Consider the following 22,200-nt stretch of genomic DNA (forward strand, 5'->3'; position numbering starts at 1 on the left):
TCAGTTCTTCTGACTCGTGACCGGGGCGGGCGGGACACCGCCGTCGACCACGTTGCTGTACTCCGAGTGAACTCGGTCCTGCTCGGTGAACTTCTCCCCGTTCCAGCGGTACGTGATCACGTCCTCGCCCGACGGATAGGCGAGCACGTCGCTCTTTCCGTAGACCTGCTTCGTGACCACCAGGTCGCCCCGGTCGATCTCCGCGTAGACGGGTGGCTGTTCGTCCGAGAACACATTCTCGTACGCGTCTCCGTCCGCCCGGTACACGTACGTTCCGCGGCCCAGGGCGTCGGCGCATGACAGGACGTTCACCACGATGTCCACGACGGGGCTGCCGGTGACCTTCCCGTAGCTCACGTCCACCGGGTACTCCTTGCCCGAGCAGGGCTTGAGGTCCCGTTTGACCTCGGCGCTGACCTTGGGGTCCTTCATCAGCAGCCCGACCGGGTCGACCTTCCTCAGCGGCCGGCCGGGCGAGGCCGACACGGAATCGTCGGGGGTGGGCCCCGACGCCGTGGCCTTGGCGACCGCCTCGGTGCGGGCCGGGCCGCCGTCGCGCAGACCGGTGCCGCCCGTGGCGCACCCGACCGCGAACACGGCTGTGCCGACGAGGACGACCGTCCCCGCCGACATCAGCACCAGAGAACCTCCGGACAAACCTTGGCCATTCAGGCCGCGCACCGCTCACGCCCCTCGTACCGCATGGTGTGGTCACCGCGCTCCAGCGCACGCATGTCCAGATCCCGGCTCTCCAGCTCCTGCCGGAGGCGGGCCAGCGCGCGGTGCAGAGTGCTCTTCACGGTTCCCGCCGACATTCCGAGCGCCGCGGCCGTCTCCTCGGTGCTCATCTGCTCCCAGTGTCGCAGCACGACCACGCTGCGCTGCTTGGGTGCGAGAACCTTGAGGATGTCCATGAGGAGGGCGCGGTCGGCGCGCTGGTCGGAGCCGTCCTCGACGGAGGCGTCGGGGAGCTGCTCGGTGGGGACCTCTTCGAGCTTGCGGGCGCGCCACCACTCGGTGCGGGTGTTGATCATGACCCGGCGCAGGTAGGCGTCGGCCAGGGACTTGTCGGCGATGCCGTCCCAGCGGCCGTAGGTGCGTACGAGCGCGGTCTGCAGGAGGTCCTGCGCGTCCGTGGGGTCCGGGACCAGACGCCGGGCACTGCGCAGGAGCGCGTCCTGCCGAGTGCGTACGTACTCCTCGAATCCGAGTACCTCGCCGTGCGCCATCTCAGACCGCCTCCACCCGTCCAACCGCTCATCCCCGTGTCCTACGGATTCGAAGGTACGGAGGGGTTGTCACGGGCCTGTGCGAGCCAGCCTTCGGTGGGCGCACGGACACCCATAGGTTGTGTAACAACCCCCGTGAGCTGGGGTTTACCGGCAATAAGCGGAATCTCGGAGTCAGCTTCGGTCAGGCCTGCGGGACGGTCTGGGCGACGGCTTGGGGGAGGGACTGCGGGAGGGCCTGGGGGAGGGACTGCGGAAGCCGGTAGAAGCCCCCGTCCAAGGGCTCCACCAGCCCGTCGGCAACCAGCCCGTCCAGCGCCCGGGCCCGCTGCACCGGCTCGTCCCAGACCGTGTCGAGCACCGCCTGCGGAACCGCGCCCACCGCCTCCCGGAGCACGGCGAGGAGCTTGCCCCGCACCTGCCGGTCGGTTCCGGCGTACGTCTGCCCGCGCCGCGGCGGACCCTCGTGCGCCGGCTTCCCGGCGAGCCGCCACGCGCACAGCCCGGCCACCGGACAGCGCGCGCAGTCGGGGCTCTTGGCGGTGCACACCAGCGCCCCGAGCTCCATCGAGGCCGCCGCCCAGCGGGCCGCGGTGGCCTCGTCCTCGGGCAGCAGGGCCCGGGCGAGGCGCCGTTCGGCGGCGGTCGTCGCGTTCGGCGGGTACTCGACCCCGGTCGCGGTGCGCGCGAAGACCCGGCGGACGTTCGTGTCGAGGACGGCGTGCCGCTGCCCGTACGCGAAGGAGGCCACGGCCGCCGCCGTGTACTCGCCGATCCCGGGCAGCGCCAGCAGCTGCGCGTGCTCCCGCGGTACGTCGCCCCCGTGCCGGTCCGCTATCGCGACGGCCGCCCCGTGCAGCCGCAGCGCGCGGCGCGGGTAGCCGAGCCGGCCCCAGGCCCGTACGGCTTCGCCGGGGGCCTCGGTGGCCAGGTCCGCGGGGCGGGGCCACCGGGCGAGCCACTGCTCGTATACCGGCAGGACCCGGCTGACGGGCGTCTGCTGGAGCATGAACTCGCTGACCATGACCCCCCAGGGGCCAGCCTCGGGGCGGCGCCAGGGCAGGTCGCGGGCGTGCTCGTCGAACCACGCGATGACGGGGGAGTGCAGCGCGTGGGAGGAGTCGGGGGATACGTCCGTGGAGGAACCGGGAGATGCAGTCATGGCAGACGGCATCCTGGCACGTTTCACCTCCCTCGGCGCGCCGGACCGCGACCGGTGAACCAGACGGCGGACGGTCCGCCACCCGCCCGCGCGGCGGTGATGAGCGCACCTGCCGGACCGGTGAACGCGAGGACGGCGAGGGCGGCGACCGAACCGCCCGGCAGCAGGCCGAACGCCACGTCGTGCGGCCACCGGCCGGGCGGGGCCCCGGCCGCGCGGGCGCCACCAGACGGCCGCGAAAGAGCGCCCCGAAGGGGAGGAGCCCGTACGCCGTCCAGATCACGAAGGCCGGTTGCACCCATGAGGGTGTCCGGTGGGCGAAATCGGTGATGGCGCGGTAGAGGCCGGAGCTGTCCATGCTCACCGAACGTACTCAAAGCGGATTAATCTCCGCATCAACCCTTTGGCCGGATCTCGGCGCCCTCGATTGCGCCCGCAGGATGATCATCGGCAAATCAAGTCCTCTGCACGGCATGTGGGGCACTGATCGGGTCGCGAACTCTCGTAAAGTTCCATCCGTGGGATCTCTGCGCAATCCGGTCGGGCCGCTCCCCTCCTCCATCTACTGGCGACGGAGGGCTGTGCTGGCTTCCGTTGTCGCGCTCCTGGCGCTCCTCGCCGTATGGACCGTCAGTTCCGGTGGGGGGAGGACGAGTACGAACGGAAAGGGCCAGGACGGCCCCGACCCCGTCACCTCGATCACCCCGGGACCGGCCGGCACCGGCCCCGCGATCAGCGCGGCCCCCGGCGGGCGCCCCGAGTCGGGCAGCGGCGGGAACACCGGCTCCGGCGGCGACTCCACGGGCGGGGCGGGCAAGAACGGCGAACCGGGCGGCGGTACGGGCTCGAACGGCGGCTCGGGCTCCGGCTCCGGCTCCGGCGGCGCCGCGGGCGGCCCGGCTCCGGTCCCGGCGGACTCCCCGCTCCCCACCTGCGCGCCCGGAGCGCTGCAGTGGGAGGTCAAGAGCGTGAAGAACGAGTACGAGGCGAACGAGAAGCCGCGCCTCGAACTGGTCGCCCGCAACACCTCCGGAACCACCTGCAAGATCGACCTCGGCCCGAAGCAGGCCGTCCTGACCATCCTTCAGGCGAGCAGCAGCAAGGCGGTCTGGTCCTCGGCGGACTGCCCGGCGGGCGCGGGCAACGCCTTCTTCCGCCTCCCGGCGCAGGGTGAGACGAAGCAGTCGCTGGACTGGGACCGCAGGTTCAGCGCGGCCGACCAGTGCCAGACGCCTCCGGCGGGGTCGGCGGCACCCGACACCTACGTGGTCGAGGTCAAGGCCCCGGGCATGCCGGTGGCCCGCACCTCGTTCGTCCTCAAGCAGGACTGACCGGGTCCGAGCCGGCGCGGATTCGAACACGGCGCTCCGCGCCCGCGCCTCAAACGCCGGCGGGGCTGAACATTCAGCCCCGCCGGCGTTTGAGGCGCGGGGCGTCCGGCAGTGCGGCGCAGGCTAGACGTACCGCTCCAGGATGGACGACTCCGCCAGGCGGGACAGGCCCTCGCGGACGCTCCGTGCGCGGGCCTCGCCCACGCCGTCCACCGTCTGCAGGTCGTCGACGCTCGCGGCGAGCAGCTTCTGCAGCCCGCCGAAGTGCTCCACGAGCCGCTCGATGATCGCGCCCGGCAGTCGCGGCACCTTCGCCAGCAGCCGGTACCCGCGCGGCGACACCGCCGAGTCCAGCGTCTCCGGCGAGCCCGTGTACCCCAGCGCCCGCGCCACGATCGCCAGCTCCAGCAGCTCCGGATGCGTCAGCGCGTCCAGCTCCGCCAGCGCCTCGTCCACCGTGCGGGACCGCTTCGCCGTCGGCTCCGGCACGTAGTCCCGGATGACCAGCTCCCGCTCCTGCTCGATCCCGACCGTCAGCTCGTCCAGCTGCAGCGACAGCAGTCGCCCGTCCGTGCCCAGTTCGACCACGTACTCGGCGATCTCGGTCGCGATCCGGCGGACCATTTCCAGCCGCTGCGCGACCGCCGTCACGTCGCGGACCGTGACCAGGTCCTCGATCTCCAGCGCCGACAGCGTGCCCGCGACCTCGTCGAGGCGCAGCTTGTACCGCTCCAGCGTGGCCAGCGCCTGGTTCGCCCGCGACAGGATCGCCCCGGACTCCTCCAGGACCCGCCGCTCCCCGTCCACGTACAGAGCGATCAGACGCATCGACTGAGACACCGACACCACCGGGAAGCCGCACTGCTTGGAGACGCGGTCGGCCGTACGGTGCCGCGTACCCGTCTCCTCCGTGTGGATCGACGCGTCCGGCACCAGCTGCACACCGGCCCGCAGGATTTTGGTGATGTCCTTGTCGAGGATGAGCGCGCCGTCGAGCTTGCACAGCTCGCGCAGCCGGGTCGCCGTGAACTCCACGTCCAGGACGAAACCGCCCGTGCACATGGCCTCGACGCTCTTGTCCATACCGAGGACGATGAGCCCGCCGGTGTTGCCGCGAACGATCCGCTCCAAGCCGTCACGCAGCGGCTGACCAGGTGCGACCGCGCTCAGCGAGGCGCGCATCATGGCCTCCTGCTTGGAGCTCGCGCCCGACTTCCCGGATGCTGCTGCCCCGTCCTTGGCTGCCACTGCACTCCTCCGGTCGCGGGTTGCGCCGCCCCGCGCCGCGGGCACGAGGACGTGCGTACGGCCGGGCGGACCAGCCCAAAGTCTACCGGCGCGCGCCACGGCCCCGCCGTGGCTTGGCCAGGTACGGCCCGGGCGGGCCCCGTACGGACCCCCTGACCAGGGGATCGTCCCCCCGGTGTCCCCCCGGGGCCGGCTACTCCGCGGACCGCTCCCTGGCGGGCGTACGGGAGCGGCCGCGCGGCAACACCCGTAGCGCGTCGCCCATGTCGGCCACCTCGATGACCTTCATCCCGGCCGGCACCTTCCCCGGATCCGCCGGGACCAGCGCGTGCGTGAATCCCAGCCGGTGCGCCTCCGCGAGCCGCCGCTGCACGCCGGTCACCCGCCGCACCTCGCCGGCCAGGCCGACCTCACCGATCGCGACGAGGTTCTTCGGCAGCGGGACGTCACTGGCGGCGGAGGCCAGCGCGAGCGCGATCGCCAGGTCGGCGGCCGGCTCGGTGAGCTTCACCCCGCCCACGGTGGCGCTGTAGATGTCGCGCTTGCCGAGCGCCGTGATCCGGCCGCGCTGCTCCAGCACCGCCAGCATCATCGACACGCGCGAGGTCTCCAGGCCCGAGGTCGTACGCCGGGGGGAGGGGATCTGGGAGTCCACGGTCAGCGCCTGCACCTCGGCGACCAGCGGACGCTTCCCCTCCAGAGTCACCGTCAGGCAGGTGCCCGGAACGGCCTCGGCCCGCCGGGTCAGGAACAGCCCGCTCGGGTCGGCGAGCCCGGTGATCCCCTCGTCGTGCAGCTCGAAGCAGCCGACCTCGTCGGTGGCCCCGTACCGGTTCTTGATGCCGCGCACCAGCCGCAGCCGGGCGTGCCGGTCGCCCTCGAAGCTCAGCACCACGTCGACGAGGTGCTCCAGCAGGCGGGGACCGGCGATGGCCCCGTCCTTGGTCACGTGGCCGACGAGGAGGGTGGACATCCCGCGCTCCTTGGAGGCCCGGATCAGCGCTCCGGCCACCTCGCGCACCTGGGCCATGCCGCCGGGCGCGCCGTCGATCTCGGGGGAGGCGACGGTCTGTACGGAGTCCAGGATCAGCAGGGAGGGCTTCACGGCGTCGAGATGCCCGAGAACGGCGGACAGATCGGTCTCGGCGGCGAGATAGAGGTGATCGCTGAGGGCGTTGATCCGGTCGGCCCGCAGGCGCACCTGGCTGGCCGACTCCTCGCCCGTCACGTACAGCGTGCGGTGCTCGTCGCTGGCCGCCTTCGCCGCTACGTCCAGCAGCAGGGTCGACTTGCCGACACCGGGCTCGCCGGCGAGCAGCACGACGGCGCCGGGCACGAGCCCGCCGCCGAGGACGCGGTCCAGCTCGTCCACACCGGTGCTGCGGGCGGTCGCGGTCCGGCCGTCGACCTGCGCGATCGGCAGGGCGGCGGTCGAGACCCGGCCGGCGGCGGTGGTCCGCACGGCGGGCGCGCCCATCTCCTCCACGGTGCCCCAGGCCTGGCATTCGGGACAGCGGCCGAGCCACTTGGCGGTCGTCCAGCCGCAGTCGGTGCAGCGGTAGGACGGCCGGTCCTTGGCGGATGAACGAGCGGTGCGGGCAGCCATGCCGTTCACGGTAGCCGCCCGCACCGACAGGCCGGACCAGGGTGCCGGTCGCGGGGCGCGGCCGGCCCGCTGCGAGGGTGCCCTCATGGACTTCCTCATGGACCTGTCCGACGAGGGATCCCCCTTCGGCGCCGACGTGACCGGCATGCCCGTCGCGGATGTGGCGGGGCTCTTCCCCGGCCGCCGCTCCGCCGCGGACCTCGCCGCGTTCTTCGTCCGCGCGGACTGGAGCTCGCGTTCCCCCTCCTGGGAGGGGTACGAGGTGGAGAGCCCGCTGGCCCGGCTGGAGATCGAACCGGTCGACGGCGGCGTCCTCCTCCACGGCCAGGCGGACGCGGGCCGGCTCGACGCGCTCACCGCCGTGCTGTCCGCACGCGGCCTCCCCTTCTCCGTGGAGTTCATACGGGGAGGACGGCGCTCTGCTGCGCGAGGTGCACGTTGGTCCTGTGGGCCCCGCGGCGGGCCCCGCGGCGGGCCCCGCGGCGGGCCCCGTGGCGGGCTCAGTGGCGGGCTCAGTGACGGGCTCCGTGGTGGGCTCAGTGGGTCGGCAGGACCTGCCGGTCAGACCGCGTCAGGGCCTGCGTCAGCGCCTCACCGATCTGTTCACCCGTAAGGGCTAAAAGTGGCGAAGGCTTCCAGGGCGTCACCGGCGTGCCGCCTACGGTCGCCAGGTGAACAGCAGCAACCAGGCACACTCCTCGGCGCACACCGGCGCACACCGGGCGCACGGGCGCATGCCCCGCGAGGCCGAGCAGCCGCCGCCGTTCCGGCACGAGCCCTACCTGGACGGCCTGTTCACGTACTGCCTGTCGGTCCTGTGCGACCACGACACCGCGACCGACGTGCTCGGGGACGTCCTCGCCGTGGCCGAGCGGCATCCCGGCCGCTGCCCCGACGAGGGGGACCGGCGCGCCTGGCTCTACGCACTCGCCCGCTGGGGCTGCCTGCACCGGCTGGCCGAGCAGCGGCGCGCCCGCCAGGGAGCGCATTCCGCCCGGCGTGCGCCGGAGCACACCGGACGAGACCGTGCGCCGGGTGATGACACACCATCCGACCGCGGCCAGGACGCCCACCGGCCCCTTGACGTGAGCGCCTACCGCCGTACGGAACTGGCCCGGCTCGCCTGGCCCGAAGCCGCCGGCACCACGCCCGAGCAGCGCGAGGCCCTCGAACTCGCCGTCCGCCACCGCCTCGGCGTCCCCGAACTCGCCGCCGTCCTCGGCACCCCCGCGGCCGCCGCCCGCGAGCTGCTCTCCGGCGCCGCCTGCGAAGTGGAGCGCACCCGCGCCGCCCTCGCCGTCGTCGAGACCGGCAACTGCCCCAGCGTCTCCCGGCTCACCGGCGACGACGGCGACGGCAACGTCCTGCTGTCCAGCACCCTGCGCGCCGAGCTCGTCCGCCACGTCGACGACTGCCCCCGATGCCGGCGCGTCGCCGAACGCGTGGGCGCCGCGGGCCCCTGGCCCGGCTCCGGCGGCCTCAACACCGCCGCGCTCCCCCTCGTACCCGCCCCTCGCACCGCCGTCCACGCCGCGATGCTCCGCTCCGGCCGGGGCCGCGGACGGGGGTCCGCCCCGCGCTTCGACCGCACCGGCTTCCCCATGGACCCCAAGGACCGCGCGGCCCGCCGGGACCGGCTGCGCGCCCGGGTCGTGACCACCACCGTGGTCGCCACCGTCGTCGCCGCCCCGGTCCTGGCCCTGTGGGCGGCGTACCGCGGCGGCCCCGGCACCGGCGAGCCCGCCGGCGGCGACGCCACCCGTATCTCCGCCAGCGAGTCCGAACTCCCGGCCGCGCGGACCGACGGCCGCCCGCTGACCGCCTACGAGAACACCGGGAACGCAGCCACCACCAGCGGCCCCGGCTTCGCCCAGAGCGACACCGCCTCCGACGTCTCCGTCGAGATCATCAGCACCGGCCCGCCCGCGACCCCCGACCACCCCGGCAGCGCCGGCCGCCTCACCGTGGCCGCATCCGCCCAGGGCGCCGTCACCCTGCTCACCCTCACCGCCTCCGGCGGCGCCCCCGTGGACTGGCGGCTCTGGTCCGACGCCCCCTGGCTGCGCGCGAGCCGGACCGCGGGCACGCTGGCCCCAGGAGAATCGGTCACCCTACGGATCGTCGTGGACCCCGAGGGCCAGCCCGTCGGCGCCTGGACGGCCCGGGTCGGGGTCGACCCGAGCGGCGCCGTGGTCTCCATCCAGGGCCGCGGCCGCCCCGCGGCGACGCCCGCGCCCACCCCGGACCCGACGCGGCCCGCGACCCCGGCGCCCTCGCCGGACCCGACGCAGCCGTCCACCCCGGCACCGTCCCCGACGGAGCCGACGATCCCGACGCCCGAGCCGACCCCGACGGAGGGCTCAGGCGGAACGGTTTCCCCCGCCCCGGACCCGGCCCCGTCGGCATCGACGGGGCCCTGAGGGGGCCCTGAGGGGGGCCTCTGCGGTCAGGCAGGATCCGCGGGGTGCGGGGCCATCGGCAGCAGCGAGGCCAGCCGCGCCTCGCACAGCTTCACGAGCTCGTCGTAGCCCTCCTTGCCCATCAGCTCCGTCAGCTCGGGGCGGTACGACACGTACACCGGCTCGCCGGCACCGTGCGCGGAGGTGGCCGACGTGCACCACCAGTGCAGGTCGTGGCCGCCCGGACCCCAGCCGCGGCGGTCGTACTCACCGATCGACACCTGCAGCACGCGCGTGTCGTCCGGCCGGTCGATCCACTCGTACGTCCGGCGGATCGGCAGCTGCCAGCAGACGTCGGGCTTGGTCTCCAGCGGCTCCCGGCCCTCCTTCACCGCGAGGATGTGGAGCGAACAGCCCGCCCCGGCGGCGAACCCCGGCCGGTTCAGGAAGATGCACGCGCCGTCCCAGCGGCGGGTCTGCTTCTCCCCGTCGTCGTCGTGCTGCGTCCACCCGCTCTCGCTGCCGACGTCGTGGAACTGCCACAGCTCGGGCGTCAGCCGGGCCACGTGCTGCGCGACGCGCTTCTCGTCGTCCTCGTCGGAGAAGTGCGCGCCCAGCGTGCAGCAGCCGTCGTCCGCCCGGCCCGCCTGGATGCCCTGGCAGCCGCTGCCGAAGATGCAGGTCCAGCGGGAGGTCAGCCAGGTCAGGTCACAGCGGAAGATCTGCTCGTCGTCGGCGGGATCGGGGAACTCCACCCAGGCCCGGGGAAAGTCGAGCCCCTTCTCGTCGGCCGCGACCACGGCCTTGTCCTTGCCGCCCTTGGCGTCGGCCTTGGCCTTCGCCTTGTTCTTGACGGTGTCCTTGCCCGTGTCCTTCTGCGACCGGGTCTTGTTGGCCTTCTTCGTATTTGGCACAAACCCAAGCCTATGCGCCCCTTACACAACCCCCGAGTCTTCCTCGCAGTAGCGTTTCCCCCTATGAGACTCGGTGTGCTGGATGTGGGTTCGAATACGGTCCATCTGCTGGTGGTGGACGCGCACCCCGGCGCGCGCCCGCAGCCGGCGCACTCGCACAAGGTGGAGATGAGGCTGGCGGAGCTGCTCGACGAGCGTGGCGCCGTCACCCCCGAAGGCGTCGAGCGCCTCGTCTCGGTGATCCGCGACGCGGTCCAGGCCGCCGAGGACAAGGGGTGCGAGGACGTCCTCCCCTTCGCGACCAGCGCCGTACGCGAGGCCACGAACGCGGACGAGGTCCTCGCGCGGGTCCGGGCCGAGACCGGCGTCGACCTGCCGGTGCTGAGCGGCGAGGACGAGGCCCGGCTCACCTTCCTCGCGGCCCGCCGCTGGTTCGGCTGGTCCGCCGGGAAACTGCTGGTCCTGGACATCGGCGGCGGCTCGCTGGAGATCGCGTACGGCATCGACGAGGACCCGGACGCGGCCGTCTCCCTCCCGCTGGGCGCGGGCCGCCTCACCTCGGGCTGGCTCCCGGGCGACCCGCCGGACGCGCTGGACATCCGGGCGCTACGGCGGCACGCGCGGGCGGAGATCGCCCGGACGGTCGGCGAGTTCAGCCGCTTCGGTGCGCCGGACCACGTGGTGGCGACCTCGAAGACCTTCAAGCAGCTGGCCCGCATCGCGGGCGCGGCCCGCTCGGCGGACGGCCTGTACGTGCAGCGGGATCTGAGCCGCAAGTCCCTGGAGGAATGGGTCCCGCGCCTGGCGGCGATGACCACGGCCCAGCGCTCGGCCCTCCCGGGCGTCTCGGAGGGCCGGGCGAACCAGCTCCTGGCGGGAGCGCTGGTCGCGGAGGGCGCGATGGACCTCTTCGGCGTGGAGGAGCTGGAGATCTGCCCGTGGGCACTCCGCGAGGGCGTGATCCTGCGCAGGCTGGACCACATGCCGGCCCCGGGGGCGTGAGGGACCGGCCCGACACGGAGAGACGATGAGACTGACGGGAAACCCCCATACGCGTCTCTGATTCCGGTCGAGCGGATCCCGCCTTCCGGAGTCGCGTGGCCGCCGTCACGGTCGGGCGCCGTTTCGGGCCCGTACCCTGTCTTCGTGGCAGAACCAGTCCGTGTCCCGACCGCGAAAGTCGCCCTATCCACCGCCTCCGTCTATCCGGAGTCGACGGCGACCGCCTTCGAGATCGCCGCGCGCCTCGGTTACGACGGCGTCGAGGTGATGGTCTGGACGGATCCGGTCAGCCAGGACGTCGACGCCCTGCGCCGGCTGTCGGACCACCACGGGGTGCCGATCCTGGCCGTGCACGCGCCGTGTCTCCTGATCACCCAGCGGGTCTGGTCCACCGATCCGTGGACCAAGCTGCAGCGCGCCCAGGCCGCGGCCGAGCGGCTCGGGGCGAGCACCGTGGTCGTGCATCCGCCCTTCCGCTGGCAGCGCCAGTACGCGCGGGACTTCGTCACCGGTATCTGGCGGATGGCCGACGAGACCGACGTCCGGTTCGCCGTGGAGAACATGTACCCGTGGCGCTACCGCGACCGCGAGATGCTCGCGTACGCCCCCGAGTGGGACGTGACGAAGGACGACTACCGCCACTTCACCGTCGACCTGTCGCACACCGCGACCGCCCGTACCGACGCCACCGCGATGATCGACCGGATGGGCGACCGGCTCGCGCACATCCACCTCGCCGACGGGAACGGATCGGCCAAGGACGAGCACCTGGTCCCGGGCCGCGGTACGCAGCCCTGCGCCGAACTCCTGGAGAGCCTCGCGCGGACCTCGTTCGACGGGCACGTGGTGATCGAGGTGAACACCCGCCGGGCGATGTCCTCCGCCGAGCGCGAGGCCGATCTCGCCGAGGCGCTGGCCTTCACCCGCCTGCACCTCGCCACCACCCCCCACTCCACCCCCCACTCCACCCCCCACCACACCACCGCCGAGCGCGACAAGGCCCGCCGGCCGTGACCGATACCCCGGACGCACCCAAGCCGCGCCGCCGCGGCCCCGGCCGGCCCCGGCAGGACGAGGCCGACGACGGCCCCGGCACCCAGGAGCGCATCCGGCTCGCCGCCCGTGAGGTGTTCGCGGAGCGCGGGTACGACAAGACGTCCGTGCGCGGCATCGCGAAGGTCGCCGGCGTCGACCCGGCGCTGGTGCACCACTACTTCGGCAGCAAGGACGACCTGTTCGCCGCCGCCATCGAGGTCAGCATCGAGCCCGCCCTGGTGGTCCCCGCGATCATCGGCGAGGGCCCGGACGGCATCGGCGAGCGCCTCGCCCGCTACTTCCTCGGCGTCTGGGAGAACCCGGTCACCCGGGTCCCGCTGCTCGCCGTGATCCGCTCGGCGCTCACGCACGAGGCCGCCGCGAAGGTACTGCGCCAGCTGGTCCTGCGGCGGGTCCTGGAGCGCGTCGCCGCCGACCTCGACGTCCCCGACCCGACCTTCCGAGCCGAGCTCGCCGCCTCCCACATGGTCGGCATCGCGATCCTGCGCTACGTGGTCCGGGTGGAGCCCCTCGCGTCCACCGACCCGGAGAAGATCGTTGCCCTCGTGGCGCCCACGCTCCAGCGGTACCTGACCGAGGAATGAGCCGGCCGTCCCGGCATCCGGACGCGCTGTCCGGATCGCGGGCGGTGGGCGTAGCCTCGTATCTGAGCCATATCCGCAGTCGCGGCTGACCGTACAGCCGCACTCATGGGGAGTGAAACCGCATGCCCGAGCTGAGGTCCCGCACCGTCACCCACGGCCGCAACATGGCAGGCGCGCGTGCGCTGATGCGCGCGTCGGGCGTAGCGAGCGCGGACATCGGCAAGCCGATCGTCGCGGTCGCCAACTCCTTCACCGAGTTCGTCCCCGGTCACACCCACCTGGCGCCGGTCGGCCGCATCGTCTCCGACGCCATCCGCGCCGCCGGTGCGATCCCGCGCGAGTTCAACACCATCGCGGTCGACGACGGCATCGCCATGGGCCACGGCGGCATGCTGTACTCCCTGCCCTCCCGCGACCTGATCGCGGACTCGGTCGAGTACATGGTCGAGGCGCACTGCGCCGACGCGCTGATCTGCATCTCCAACTGCGACAAGATCACCCCCGGCATGCTGATGGCCGCCATGCGCCTCAACATCCCGGTCGTCTTCGTCTCGGGCGGCCCGATGGAGGCCGGCCAGGCGACCCTCGTCGACGGCACCGTCCGCAAGCTGGACCTGATCGACGCCATGGTCGACGCCTCCAACGAGAACGTGTCGGACGCGGACGTGCTGCGCATCGAGGAGAACGCCTGTCCCACCTGCGGGTCGTGTTCAGGCATGTTCACCGCCAACTCGATGAACTGCCTCGCCGAGGCCATCGGCCTGGCCCTCCCGGGCAACGGCTCGGTCCTCGCCACGCACACCGCCCGCCGCGCCCTGTACGAGGACGCCGGCCGCACGGTCGTGGAGATCACCAAGCGCTACTACGAGGACGGCGACGAGTCCGTCCTCCCGCGCAGCATCGCCACCCGCGAGGCCTTCGAGAACGCCATGGCCCTCGACATCGCGATGGGCGGCTCCACGAACACGATCCTGCACCTGCTGGCCGCCGCGCAGGAGGCGGGCCTGGACTACGACCTCACCGACATCGACGCCGTCTCGCGCCGGGTCCCGTGCCTGGCCAAGGTCGCGCCGAACGTGGCGCCCGGCGGCACGTACTACATGGAGGACATCCACCGCGCCGGCGGCATCCCCGCCATCCTCGGCGAGCTGCACCGCGGCGGTCTCCTCAACAAGGACATCAGCACCGTCCACTCGGACGGCCTGGAGGACTGGCTCGCGAAGTGGGACGCCCGCTCCGGCACGGCCACCGACACGGCCATGGAGCTGTGGCACGCGGCCCCCGGCTGTGAGCGCTCCGCCACCGCGTTCTCCCAGTCCAAGCGCTGGGAGACCCTCGATCTCGACGACGAGGGCGGCTGCATCCGCTCGGTGCAGCACGCGTACTCCAAGGACGGCGGCCTCGCCGTGCTGCGCGGCAACATCGCGGTCGACGGCTGCGTCGTGAAGACCGCCGGTGTCGACGAGTCGATCTGGACCTTCGAGGGCCCTGCGGTCGTCTGCGAGTCCCAGGACGAGGCCGTCGACAAGATCCTCCGCAAGGAGATCAAGGAGGGCGACGTCGTCGTCATCCGCTACGAGGGCCCGCGCGGCGGCCCCGGTATGCAGGAGATGCTCTACCCGACCTCCTTCCTCAAGGGCCGCGGCCTCGGCAAGTCCTGCGCCCTGGTGACGGACGGCCGCTTCTCCGGCGGCACCTCGGGCCTGTCCATCGGCCACGCTTCCCCGGAGGCGGCCTCGGGCGGCACCATCGCGGTCGTCGAGGACGGCGACCGGATCCGCATCGACATCCCGAACCGGTCCATCGAGGTCCTCGTCGACGAAGCCACCCTGGCGGCCCGCCACGAGGCCCTCGGCGGCGTCTACGCCCCGAAGAACCGCGAGCGCAAGGTCTCCGCGGCCCTGCGCGCCTACGCCGCGATGGCCACCAGCGCCGACAAGGGCGCGGTCCGCGACGTCTCCCTCCTGGGCTGACGACCGACTCCGCCGGCGCCCCCGCACCCTCCGGTGCGGGGGCGCCGCCGTGTCACCATCCGCCCGGATCCCCCGCCGCCACCGCGAACACCGACCCGTCGGGCGCCCCCGAGAACACCCGCCCACCGCCGGCCACGGGCGCGGGCAGGGTGGAGGTGTAGCCCGGCTCGCCACCCAGCCTGGGCTTCGTCTGCCCCAGGAGCCGGCCCCCGCCGTCGACGGCCAGCAGCCGCCCGTCCGAGGCCGCCAGATGGATCCGCCCGTCGTGGATCACCGGCCGCGAGCCCACGGCCACGCCCGTCTCCAGCCGCCATTCCTCACGCTCCGCCCCCACCGCGGCCAGGGCGCCCGACGTGCCGAAGACGTACACCCGGCCCTCGGGGCCGACCGTGGCCTGGGCCTCCAGCAACGGCGACGAGAGGGGGATCCGGCGTACGGCTCGCGTCGCGAGATCCACCCGCACGACCGCCCTGGTCACAGCGCCGGACGCGGACCGCGTGTCACCTTCCAGCAGGTAGAGCCCGCCGGCCGCCGCGCCGACCGGTTCCAGCAGCGCCGGACTCCGGACCTGCCAGCGCACCGCGCCGCTCGCGGCATCGACAGCGGAGACCTGGGTCGACTTCCCGTCCGCTCCCTGCGCGCAGAGGTACAGGCCGGCGCCCCCCGGCGCGTCCGGTTCGGCGAGCCAAGCGGAGCCGGCTCCGCCGAGGCGGTGCTCCCAGCGAGTCGCGCCCGTGGCCGCGTCGAGCATGGCGGCCTTTCCGTCCGGGCTCGTGACGAGCAGCAGACTTCCCACGGGCACCACCCGCCCGCCCTCCGGCAGGGCCCGCTTCCACCGCTGCGCACCGGCTGCCGCATCCAGGGCCCGCAGGCCCTTTCCGTCGTCGTCCACTGCGAACACCAGTCCCGCGGCGTGCAGCGGAGCCGGATTCGGTGTCATCCGCGAAGCGGGTGCCGCTCTTCGCACGGACCACATCACCGAGCCGTCGGCGGGGTCGAGCCGGGCGGCCGCCAGCCCCGGCCCCGAGCAGTAGAGGCCTCCGGCCGACCACGAGCAGGCCGGAACGGGATTGCCCCCGTCCCCTTCGCCCACGTGTACCGCCCACGGCGGCCCGGCCTTCGCCCCGGGACCGGGCTTCGTGGCCCCGGCGTGCACGGTGGAGTGCGCTGACGGGTCTGCGTCCGTCCCGTACGAGAGGTAACCGCCGAGCGCCCCGCCGGTCAGCAGCAGCGCGCCCCCGACCGACAGCACCAGCCGTGACCGCCGCCGCCGCGGCGGGGTGGGGCCGGGCTGCTCGGCGACCATCCGGTCCCGGCGGTGGGTGGCCTCCTCCGGCCGGTTGGGTCCGCGCGGCCCGGGGATGAAGGCCCGGGTGTCCTCCGACGTCGGATAGGCCAGCGCACGCAGTTCACTGATCAGCGCATCAGGGGTCGGGCGTTCGGAGGGGTTCTTCGCGAGGCAGGACTCGACGACCGGTCTCAGGGCCGCCGGCAGACCGGTCAGGTCGGGGTCGTGGTGGACGACCTGATACGCCACCAGATAGGGACTGTCGGAGTCGAAGGGGCCGCGCCCGGTCGCCGCGTGCACGAGTACGGCGCCCATCGCGAACAGGTCCGCCGCAGGCCCCACTTCCCTGGGTCGCTGGAACTGCTCGGGCGCCATGAAGGGCGGTGTCCCGATCAGCTTTCCGGTCTCCGTCCGCAGATCGCTGTCGGTCGGCCGCGAGATCCCGAAGTCGATGACCCGTACTCCGTCGGGTGCCATCAAGACGTTGCTCGGCTTCAGATCCCGGTGCACCACACCGGCCCGGTGGATGTCCCGCAGGGCCTCGGCGAGTCCGGCGCCGAGCCGGGCCAGTTCGGCCGGATCGAGCACCCGCTCCCGCACCCGCTCGGCGAGTGTCGGTGCGTCGATGAACAAGGTCGCCATCCAGGGCCGTTCGGCGTCCGGGTCCGCGTCCACGACTGGCGCGGTGAACGCCCCGCTCACACGACGCGCCGCGGCCACTTCCTGCCGGAACCGTGCCCGGAACTCCGGATCCACCGCGTGTTCGGGGTGCACGATCTTGACGGCGAGTTTCAGTCCCGACGCGGAGGTGGCGAGGTGGACGACGCCCATACCGCCCGAACCCAGGACGGATTCCAGCCGATACTGCCCGGCGTACTCCGGAAAGCCCGCCCGATCCCTGCGCAGCGACTGCACCGCCGACCACCCCCGCCGGAGCCTAGTCGATGGCACCTGGCTATCTCCAAGGTCCTGCTACCCTGCGCGAGTTGCGCAACGCAACGCTCAGGGGGGAGTTTTCGCATGTCCGAAAAGAGTGAGCCCGGTCAGGTCCAGAGCCTCGCCGCGGAGTCCGGTTTCCAGACCTTTCCGGTTGCTCCCGGCTACCGGGTGAACGTCCGCAGCGGCCCGGGCACCAGCTACTCCATCGTCAAGGTCCTGCCGTACGACTCGTACGTCTCGATCCGCTGCCAGGGCCCCGGTACGACGGTCTCCGGTCCGTACGGCACGACGGACATCTGGGACTGCATCGGCAACGGTCAGTTCGTCTCGGACGCATACGTCCAGACGGGCAGTGACGGCTACGTCGCCACGCGCTGCTGACCTCTGCCGGCCTTCCGACGCGTACGTGAAGGCGGGCAGTGACGGCTACGTCGTCACGCAGTGCGGCTGACCGTTCCGGACCCGTCTGACACGTGAGACACACCCGGCCCGACCGGCCCGGCGAGGGATAATCGCTGATGTGAGCGACGACCAGCGAGACCAGACCCCCGCCGAGCCGGCCGCGCAGGCCCCGCTGCCCGCCGGCCCGCAGCCCGAGCCGATCCCGTTCTTCGGCACCACCTGGGTCGAGCACGACGGCGGCTACGCCCTGCGCCGCGTCGGCCTCGCCATCGGCTCGCTGGCCACCGCCGTCGCCGCCGCCCTGCTGCTCCGCTTCGCCTACGAGGGCCTGGAGATCGGCAACGTCGGCCCCTTCCTCAGCATCTCGGTCGTCGTCCTCTTCGCGATCGCCAGCTCCATCGCCTTCACCAAGACCTGGGCCTCCTTCAGCCGTCGCCCCGCCCCGTCCTCCGACGAGGCCGCCCTCAAGGGCCTGAAGACGATCGGTTTCATCGGCTCCCTGATCGCGTACTTCCTGCGCTGCCTCGGGGAGGCGCCGGGCGAGAAGCTCCGCCGCGCCGAGTACGAGCGCGCCCAGGCCGAATACGCCCGCCGCCGCAGCACCCGTACGGGGAACCCGGCCGCCCGCCGGTCCAAGCGCAAGAAGTAGCCCCGCGCGGCGCGGCGGCGAGAAGCAGCCCGCACCCACACCCGCGTCGGCGCCCGCATCCACACCCAGCCCACACCCGCATCCGTCCCGGCGATTGACGTCCTGGCACCGCCAGGAGCATTATTCATCACATGATGAATAACCAGGCCGAGGGAGACCCGGCCGCCGTCCACGCCCATGACCTGACCGTCCGGCGCGGCACCGGCCGTACCCCCCGCACCGTCCTCGACTCCCTCGTCTTCGACGTCCCCCGCGGCCGCATCACCGGCCTCCTCGGCCCCTCCGGCTGCGGAAAATCCACCCTCATGCGCGCCATCGTCGGCACCCAGGCCCACGTCACCGGCACCCTCGACGTCCTCGGCCACCCCGCCGGCCACCCCCGGCTCCGCTCCCGCATCGGCTACGTCACCCAGGCGCCCAGCGTCTACGACGACCTCACCGTCCGGCAGAACCTCGACTACTTCGCCGCCGTCCTCGACCCCGGACGCGCCGCCGCAGACCGCCGCGCCGCCACCGTCAGCCGCGCCATCACCGACGTCGACCTCACCAGCCGCGCCGGCGCCCTCGCCGGCAACCTCTCGGGCGGCCAGCGCAGCCGCGTCTCCCTCGCCGTCGCCCTGCTCGGCACCCCCGAGCTCCTGGTCCTCGACGAACCCACCGTCGGACTCGACCCCGTCCTGCGCCGCGACCTGTGGAACCTCTTCCACGACATCACCGCCACCCGCGGCACGACGATCCTCGTCTCCTCCCACGTCATGGACGAGGCCGAGCGCTGCCACGACCTGCTCCTCATGCGCGAGGGCCGCATCCTCGCCCAGGACACCCCCGACGCACTGCGCACCCGTACCCACACCACCACCGTCGAGGAGGGCTTCCTGCGCCTCGTCGACGAAGCCAACGCCGACGCCGCCGCGGCGAACGCCTCCAACGTCACCGCCATCCGGGAGCAGACCCGATGAACGCCGCCCGCACCACCGCCACCGCCGCCCGCGTCCTGCGCCAGCTCCGCCACGACCCGCGCTCCATCGCGCTGATGCTCCTGGTCCCCGTACTGATGCTCACCCTGCTGCGCTTCGTCTTCGACGGCAGCCCCAAGACCTTCGACGGCATCGGCGCCTCACTCCTCGGGATCTTCCCCCTCATCACCATGTTCCTGGTGACCTCCATCGCCACCCTGCGCGAACGCACCTCCGGAACCCTGGAACGCCTCCTCGCCATGCCGCTCGGCAAGGGCGACCTCATCGCCGGCTACGCCCTCGCCTTCGGCGCCGTCGCCGTCCTCCAGTCCCTGCTCGCCACCGGCCTCGCCCTCTGGGCCCTCGGCCTCGACGTCGTCGGATCCCCCTGGCTGCTCCTCCTCGTAGCCCTCCTCGACGCCCTCCTCGGCACCGCACTCGGACTCTTCGTCTCCGCCTTCGCGGCCTCCGAGTTCCAGGCCGTCCAGTTCATGCCGGCGGTGATCTTCCCCCAGCTGCTCCTCTGCGGCCTCTTCGCCGCCCGCGACACCATGCACCCCGTCCTCGAAGGACTCTCCGACGTCCTGCCCATGTCCTACGCCGTCGACGGCATGACCCAGGTGGTCACCCACACCGACATGACCGCCGACTTCGTCCGCGACGCCGCGATCGTCGCCGCCTGCGCCCTGATCGTCCTCGCCCTCGGCGCGGTCACCCTCCGCCGCCGCACTCCCTGACCGCACTCCGGACAGCGCCTCCCCCTTCCCCGCCCGGGTGCAAGGATGAGGACGTAGACGTAGCTCACGCGCAAGAACAGTTCGGCGAGGTGGATCGGGCATGACCCAGACAGTCGCAGTCCTCGGTACCGGCAAGATCGGCGAGGCCCTGCTCAGCGGAATGATCCGCGGCGGCTGGCCCGCCTCGAAGCTCCTCGTCACCGCCCGCCGCGCCGAACGGGCCGAGGAACTGCGCACCCGCTACGGGGTCGAGGCCGTCTCCAACGCCGAAGCCGCCAAGCGCGCCGACACCCTCATCCTCACCGTCAAGCCCCAGGACATGGCCAAGCTCCTCGACGAGCTCGCCCCGCACGTCCCCGCCGACCGCCTGGTCATCAGCGGCGCCGCCGGCGTCCCCACCGCCTTCTTCGAGGAACGGCTCAGCCCCGGCACCCCCGTCGTCCGCGTCATGACGAACACCCCCGCCCTCGTCGACGAGGCCATGTCCGTCATCTCCGCCGGCAGCCACGCCACCGCCGCGCACCTCGCCCACACCGAGGAGATCTTCGGCAGCGTCGGCAAGACCCTGCGCGTCCCCGAGTCCCAGCAGGACGCGGCCACCGCCCTCTCCGGCTCCGGACCCGCCTACTTCTACTTCCTCGTCGAGGCCATGACCGACGCCGGCATCCTCCTCGGACTGCCCCGCGCCCAGGCCCACGACCTGATCGTCCAGGCCGCCATCGGCGCCGCCGTCATGCTCCGCGACAGCGGCGAACACCCGGTCAAGCTCCGCGAGGCCGTCACCTCCCCGGCCGGCACGACGATCAACGCCATCGTCGAGCTGGAGAAGCACGGCGTACGCGCCGCCCTCATCGCCGCCCTCGAAGCGGCCCGCGACCGCAGCCGCGAGCTCGCCTCCGGCAACAGCTGAGACACCCGTACCGGTGGGGGGTCCCGCGGCACGCGGAACCCCCCCCACCCGTCACGGCTCCAGCAGCCCGATGGCCCGGTACGCCCGGTCCACCACCGGCCGCGCCAGCTCCCGGGCCCGCCCGGCACCCTCCCGCAGCACCTTCTCCACCTGGGCCGGATCGCCCGCCAGCTCGGCATGCCGCTCCTGCACGGGCCGCAGCAGTTCGACCACCGCGTCGGCGACATCCCGCTTCAGCGCCCCGTAGCCGCTGTACCCCTCGGCGAGCGCGGCCGGATCACCCCCGGCACACGCCGCCAGGATGTCCAGCAGATTGGCGACCCCCGGCCGCGCCTCCCGGTCGTAGACCACCGCACCGTCCCCGCTGTCGGTGACCGCCCGCATCACCTTCTTGCGCACGGCCCCGGGCTCGTCGAGCAGATAGACGATCCCCGCCCCGCTCTCGTGGGACTTCCCCATCTTCGACGTCGGGTCCTGCAGGTCCATGACCCGCGCGGCCACCGCCGGAAGCGTCGCCTTCGGCACGGTGAAGGTGTGCCCGTACCGCTGGTTGAACCGCACCGCCAGATCCCGGGTCAGCTCGACGTGCTGCCGCTGGTCCTCCCCGACCGGCACCTCCTGCGCGCCGTACGCCAGGATGTCGGCCGCCATCAGCACGGGATAGGTGAGCAGCGACAGCCGCACACCCTCCCCGGAGACCTGCGCCTTCGCCGCCTTCTCCTTGTACTGGATCATCCGCCGCAGCTCCCCGTCGGTGGCGGTGCACTCCAGGAGGTACGCCAGCCGGGTGTGCTCGTCGACATGGCTCTGCACGAAGAGGGTGCACCGCTGCGGATCCAGCCCGGCCGCCAGCAACAGCGTCGCTGCCTGCCGGCTCAGCCTTCGTACGCGGGCCGGCTCGTGCTCGACGGTCAGCGCGTGCAGATCGACGACGCAGAACAGCGCGGACTCGGGCGTCAGGTCGGCTTCGACCCACTGCCGTACGGCCCCCAGGTAGTTGCCCAGCGTCAGGTGTCCGGTGGGCTTGATCCCGCTGAAGATCCTCGTCGTCGTCATGTCCTGTCTCTCCCTGTGTGTGAGTGGTGCCGGTGGCCACCGCGCCGGGCGACCGAGCCACTCCCGGGAGGGGAGAAACAAAAACGGCCGCCGTAGCGGCGGCCGTGAGCGCATGCGTGCTCGCGTGGAAGGTCGGCCGCCGTCAGGCGGCCCACCAGCGAAGGCTGAGCGTGAGCGCATGCGTAGTCATGGGCCCAGCGTAGACCGAAGGGGCTGAAGGCGGCGGGAGTTTCGCGGATCCCGCGCGGCGGGTCAGCCTGGAGTTGACACAGGTGTGCCAGGTCCGTAAGGTTCTTCGAGTTGTCCGAAGTGAGCGCCGACCGCGGTCGGTCCCCGGACAGCCATCCCGCACCACGCATTCGAACGAACGACGCACTCCGTCGTCTCGTTTTCATGCGTATTTGCGAATGAGGAATCCGCGTTCCAGGACGCAGCCGCCGATTAGGTTCGGGGGCAAGGAATCCGCTACTGTCTCACTCGTCGAAAGGGCCCAAAAGCCCGGAAGGCAAGCCCCGCTGACTGGGGGTCAGGCCCGAAAGGATCTGATAGAGTCGGACTCGCCGGAAAGGGAAACGCGAAAGCGAAAACCTGGAAAGCGGAGCGGGACTGACTCTGATAGAGTCGGAAACGCAAGAACAGAACGAAAGCCCGGAGGAAAGCCCGAGAGGGTGAGTACAAAGGAAGCGTCCGTTCCTTGAGAACTCAACAGCGTGCCAAAAATCAACGCCAGAAGTTGATACCCCGTCCACTTCGGTGGAT

The 22,200-nt window shown here is 72.4% G+C and carries 21 protein-coding genes; 11 read left to right on the forward strand and 10 right to left on the reverse strand.

Annotated elements, in window-relative coordinates; all coding sequences use genetic code 11:
* From ACFY04_RS07700 to ACFY04_RS07715, 4 genes are all read right to left on the reverse strand, one after another.
* Window positions 1-633 (reverse strand): hypothetical protein, encoded by a 633-nt coding sequence (locus ACFY04_RS07700; protein WP_389114844.1) that lies wholly within the window; start codon window positions 631-633, stop codon window positions 1-3.
* 35 nt (window positions 634-668) lie between these two features.
* On the reverse strand, window positions 669-1,229 hold the full coding sequence (locus tag ACFY04_RS07705; RefSeq protein WP_030010715.1) for a SigE family RNA polymerase sigma factor: 561 nt from the start codon (window positions 1,227-1,229) through the stop codon (window positions 669-671).
* Window positions 1,230-1,413: 184 nt separating this feature from the next.
* On the reverse strand, window positions 1,414-2,391 hold the full coding sequence (locus ACFY04_RS07710; RefSeq protein ID WP_389114795.1) for an A/G-specific adenine glycosylase: 978 nt from the start codon (window positions 2,389-2,391) through the stop codon (window positions 1,414-1,416).
* A 23-nt stretch (window positions 2,392-2,414) separates the two neighbouring features.
* A complete protein-coding gene (locus tag ACFY04_RS07715; RefSeq protein WP_389114796.1) occupies window positions 2,415-2,570 on the reverse strand; it encodes a hypothetical protein in 156 nt (51 codons plus the stop codon).
* 402 nt (window positions 2,571-2,972) lie between these two features.
* Here ACFY04_RS07715 and ACFY04_RS07720 point away from each other — a divergent pair, with 402 nt between their 5' ends.
* On the forward strand, window positions 2,973-3,722 hold the full coding sequence (locus ACFY04_RS07720; protein WP_389114797.1) for a hypothetical protein: 750 nt from the start codon (window positions 2,973-2,975) through the stop codon (window positions 3,720-3,722).
* Between the two features lie 123 nt (window positions 3,723-3,845).
* Here the strand turns inward: ACFY04_RS07720 and disA are convergent, their stop codons facing one another.
* On the reverse strand, window positions 3,846-4,970 hold the full coding sequence (disA, locus tag ACFY04_RS07725) for a DNA integrity scanning diadenylate cyclase DisA (RefSeq protein ID WP_314242449.1): 1,125 nt from the start codon (window positions 4,968-4,970) through the stop codon (window positions 3,846-3,848).
* 193 nt (window positions 4,971-5,163) lie between these two features.
* Entirely contained in the window at window positions 5,164-6,576 is a 1,413-nt protein-coding gene (gene radA / locus ACFY04_RS07730) for a DNA repair protein RadA (protein ID WP_189974095.1), read from the reverse strand.
* A 671-nt stretch (window positions 6,577-7,247) separates the two neighbouring features.
* On the opposite strand from radA, the gene ACFY04_RS07735 reads away from it, so the two are divergent.
* Window positions 7,248-8,996, forward strand: coding sequence for a hypothetical protein (locus ACFY04_RS07735; RefSeq protein WP_389114798.1), 1,749 nt, complete (start codon window positions 7,248-7,250; stop codon window positions 8,994-8,996).
* 26 nt (window positions 8,997-9,022) lie between these two features.
* On the opposite strand, the gene ACFY04_RS07740 is transcribed toward ACFY04_RS07735, so the two are convergent.
* Entirely contained in the window at window positions 9,023-9,775 is a 753-nt protein-coding gene (locus ACFY04_RS07740; RefSeq protein WP_389114846.1) for a hypothetical protein, read from the reverse strand.
* Window positions 9,776-9,952: 177 nt separating this feature from the next.
* Between ACFY04_RS07740 and ACFY04_RS07745 the strand changes: the two genes are divergently transcribed.
* The 4 genes from ACFY04_RS07745 to ilvD all read left to right on the forward strand — a co-directional run bounded on the left by ACFY04_RS07745 (window position 9,953) and on the right by ilvD (window position 14,504).
* Window positions 9,953-10,891, forward strand: a complete 939-nt coding sequence (locus ACFY04_RS07745) for a Ppx/GppA family phosphatase (RefSeq protein WP_389114800.1) — start codon at window positions 9,953-9,955, stop codon at window positions 10,889-10,891.
* A gap of 144 nt (window positions 10,892-11,035) precedes the next feature.
* Entirely contained in the window at window positions 11,036-11,905 is an 870-nt protein-coding gene (locus tag ACFY04_RS07750; RefSeq protein WP_389114802.1) for a sugar phosphate isomerase/epimerase family protein, read from the forward strand.
* Window positions 11,902-12,531 carry a TetR family transcriptional regulator gene (locus ACFY04_RS07755; protein WP_389114804.1) on the forward strand — a complete coding sequence of 210 codons (630 nt, stop codon included), beginning with the start codon at window positions 11,902-11,904 and terminating at the stop codon, window positions 12,529-12,531. The genes ACFY04_RS07750 and ACFY04_RS07755 overlap by 4 nt, the downstream gene beginning before the upstream one ends.
* Window positions 12,532-12,653: 122 nt before the next feature.
* Window positions 12,654-14,504 (forward strand): dihydroxy-acid dehydratase, encoded by a 1,851-nt coding sequence (gene ilvD / locus ACFY04_RS07760; RefSeq protein ID WP_389114806.1) that lies wholly within the window; start codon window positions 12,654-12,656, stop codon window positions 14,502-14,504.
* A gap of 52 nt (window positions 14,505-14,556) precedes the next feature.
* Here ilvD and ACFY04_RS07765 read toward each other — a convergent pair whose 3' ends face one another.
* Window positions 14,557-16,623: a serine/threonine-protein kinase gene (locus tag ACFY04_RS07765; RefSeq protein ID WP_389114808.1), complete on the reverse strand. Its 2,067-nt coding sequence runs from the start codon at window positions 16,621-16,623 to the stop codon at window positions 14,557-14,559.
* 189 nt (window positions 16,624-16,812) lie between these two features.
* On the opposite strand from ACFY04_RS07765, the gene ACFY04_RS07770 reads away from it, so the two are divergent.
* From ACFY04_RS07770 to proC, 5 genes are all read left to right on the forward strand, one after another.
* Window positions 16,813-17,112, forward strand: a complete 300-nt coding sequence (locus ACFY04_RS07770; protein WP_389114809.1) for a peptidase — start codon at window positions 16,813-16,815, stop codon at window positions 17,110-17,112.
* A 139-nt stretch (window positions 17,113-17,251) separates the two neighbouring features.
* Entirely contained in the window at window positions 17,252-17,782 is a 531-nt protein-coding gene (locus tag ACFY04_RS07775; protein ID WP_389114810.1) for a hypothetical protein, read from the forward strand.
* Between the two features lie 131 nt (window positions 17,783-17,913).
* On the forward strand, window positions 17,914-18,741 hold the full coding sequence (locus ACFY04_RS07780) for an ABC transporter ATP-binding protein (protein WP_389114812.1): 828 nt from the start codon (window positions 17,914-17,916) through the stop codon (window positions 18,739-18,741).
* On the forward strand, window positions 18,738-19,475 hold the full coding sequence (locus tag ACFY04_RS07785; protein ID WP_389114814.1) for an ABC transporter permease: 738 nt from the start codon (window positions 18,738-18,740) through the stop codon (window positions 19,473-19,475). Before ACFY04_RS07780 ends, ACFY04_RS07785 begins: the two co-directional genes overlap by 4 nt.
* Window positions 19,476-19,575: 100 nt before the next feature.
* Window positions 19,576-20,385, forward strand: a complete 810-nt coding sequence (gene proC, locus ACFY04_RS07790; protein ID WP_314242437.1) for a pyrroline-5-carboxylate reductase — start codon at window positions 19,576-19,578, stop codon at window positions 20,383-20,385.
* A 51-nt stretch (window positions 20,386-20,436) separates the two neighbouring features.
* On the opposite strand, the gene trpS is transcribed toward proC, so the two are convergent.
* On the reverse strand, window positions 20,437-21,441 hold the full coding sequence (trpS, locus tag ACFY04_RS07795) for a tryptophan--tRNA ligase (RefSeq protein ID WP_389114816.1): 1,005 nt from the start codon (window positions 21,439-21,441) through the stop codon (window positions 20,437-20,439).
* Window positions 21,442-21,967: 526 nt separating this feature from the next.
* The coding region (locus ACFY04_RS07800) for a hypothetical protein (protein WP_389114817.1) at window positions 21,968-22,200 on the reverse strand (233 nt) is incomplete at its 5' end.

The organism is Streptomyces sp. NPDC001549 (genome assembly GCF_042894025.1).
GTDB classification, from domain to species: Bacteria; Actinomycetota; Actinomycetes; order Streptomycetales; family Streptomycetaceae; genus Streptomyces; species Streptomyces kutzneri.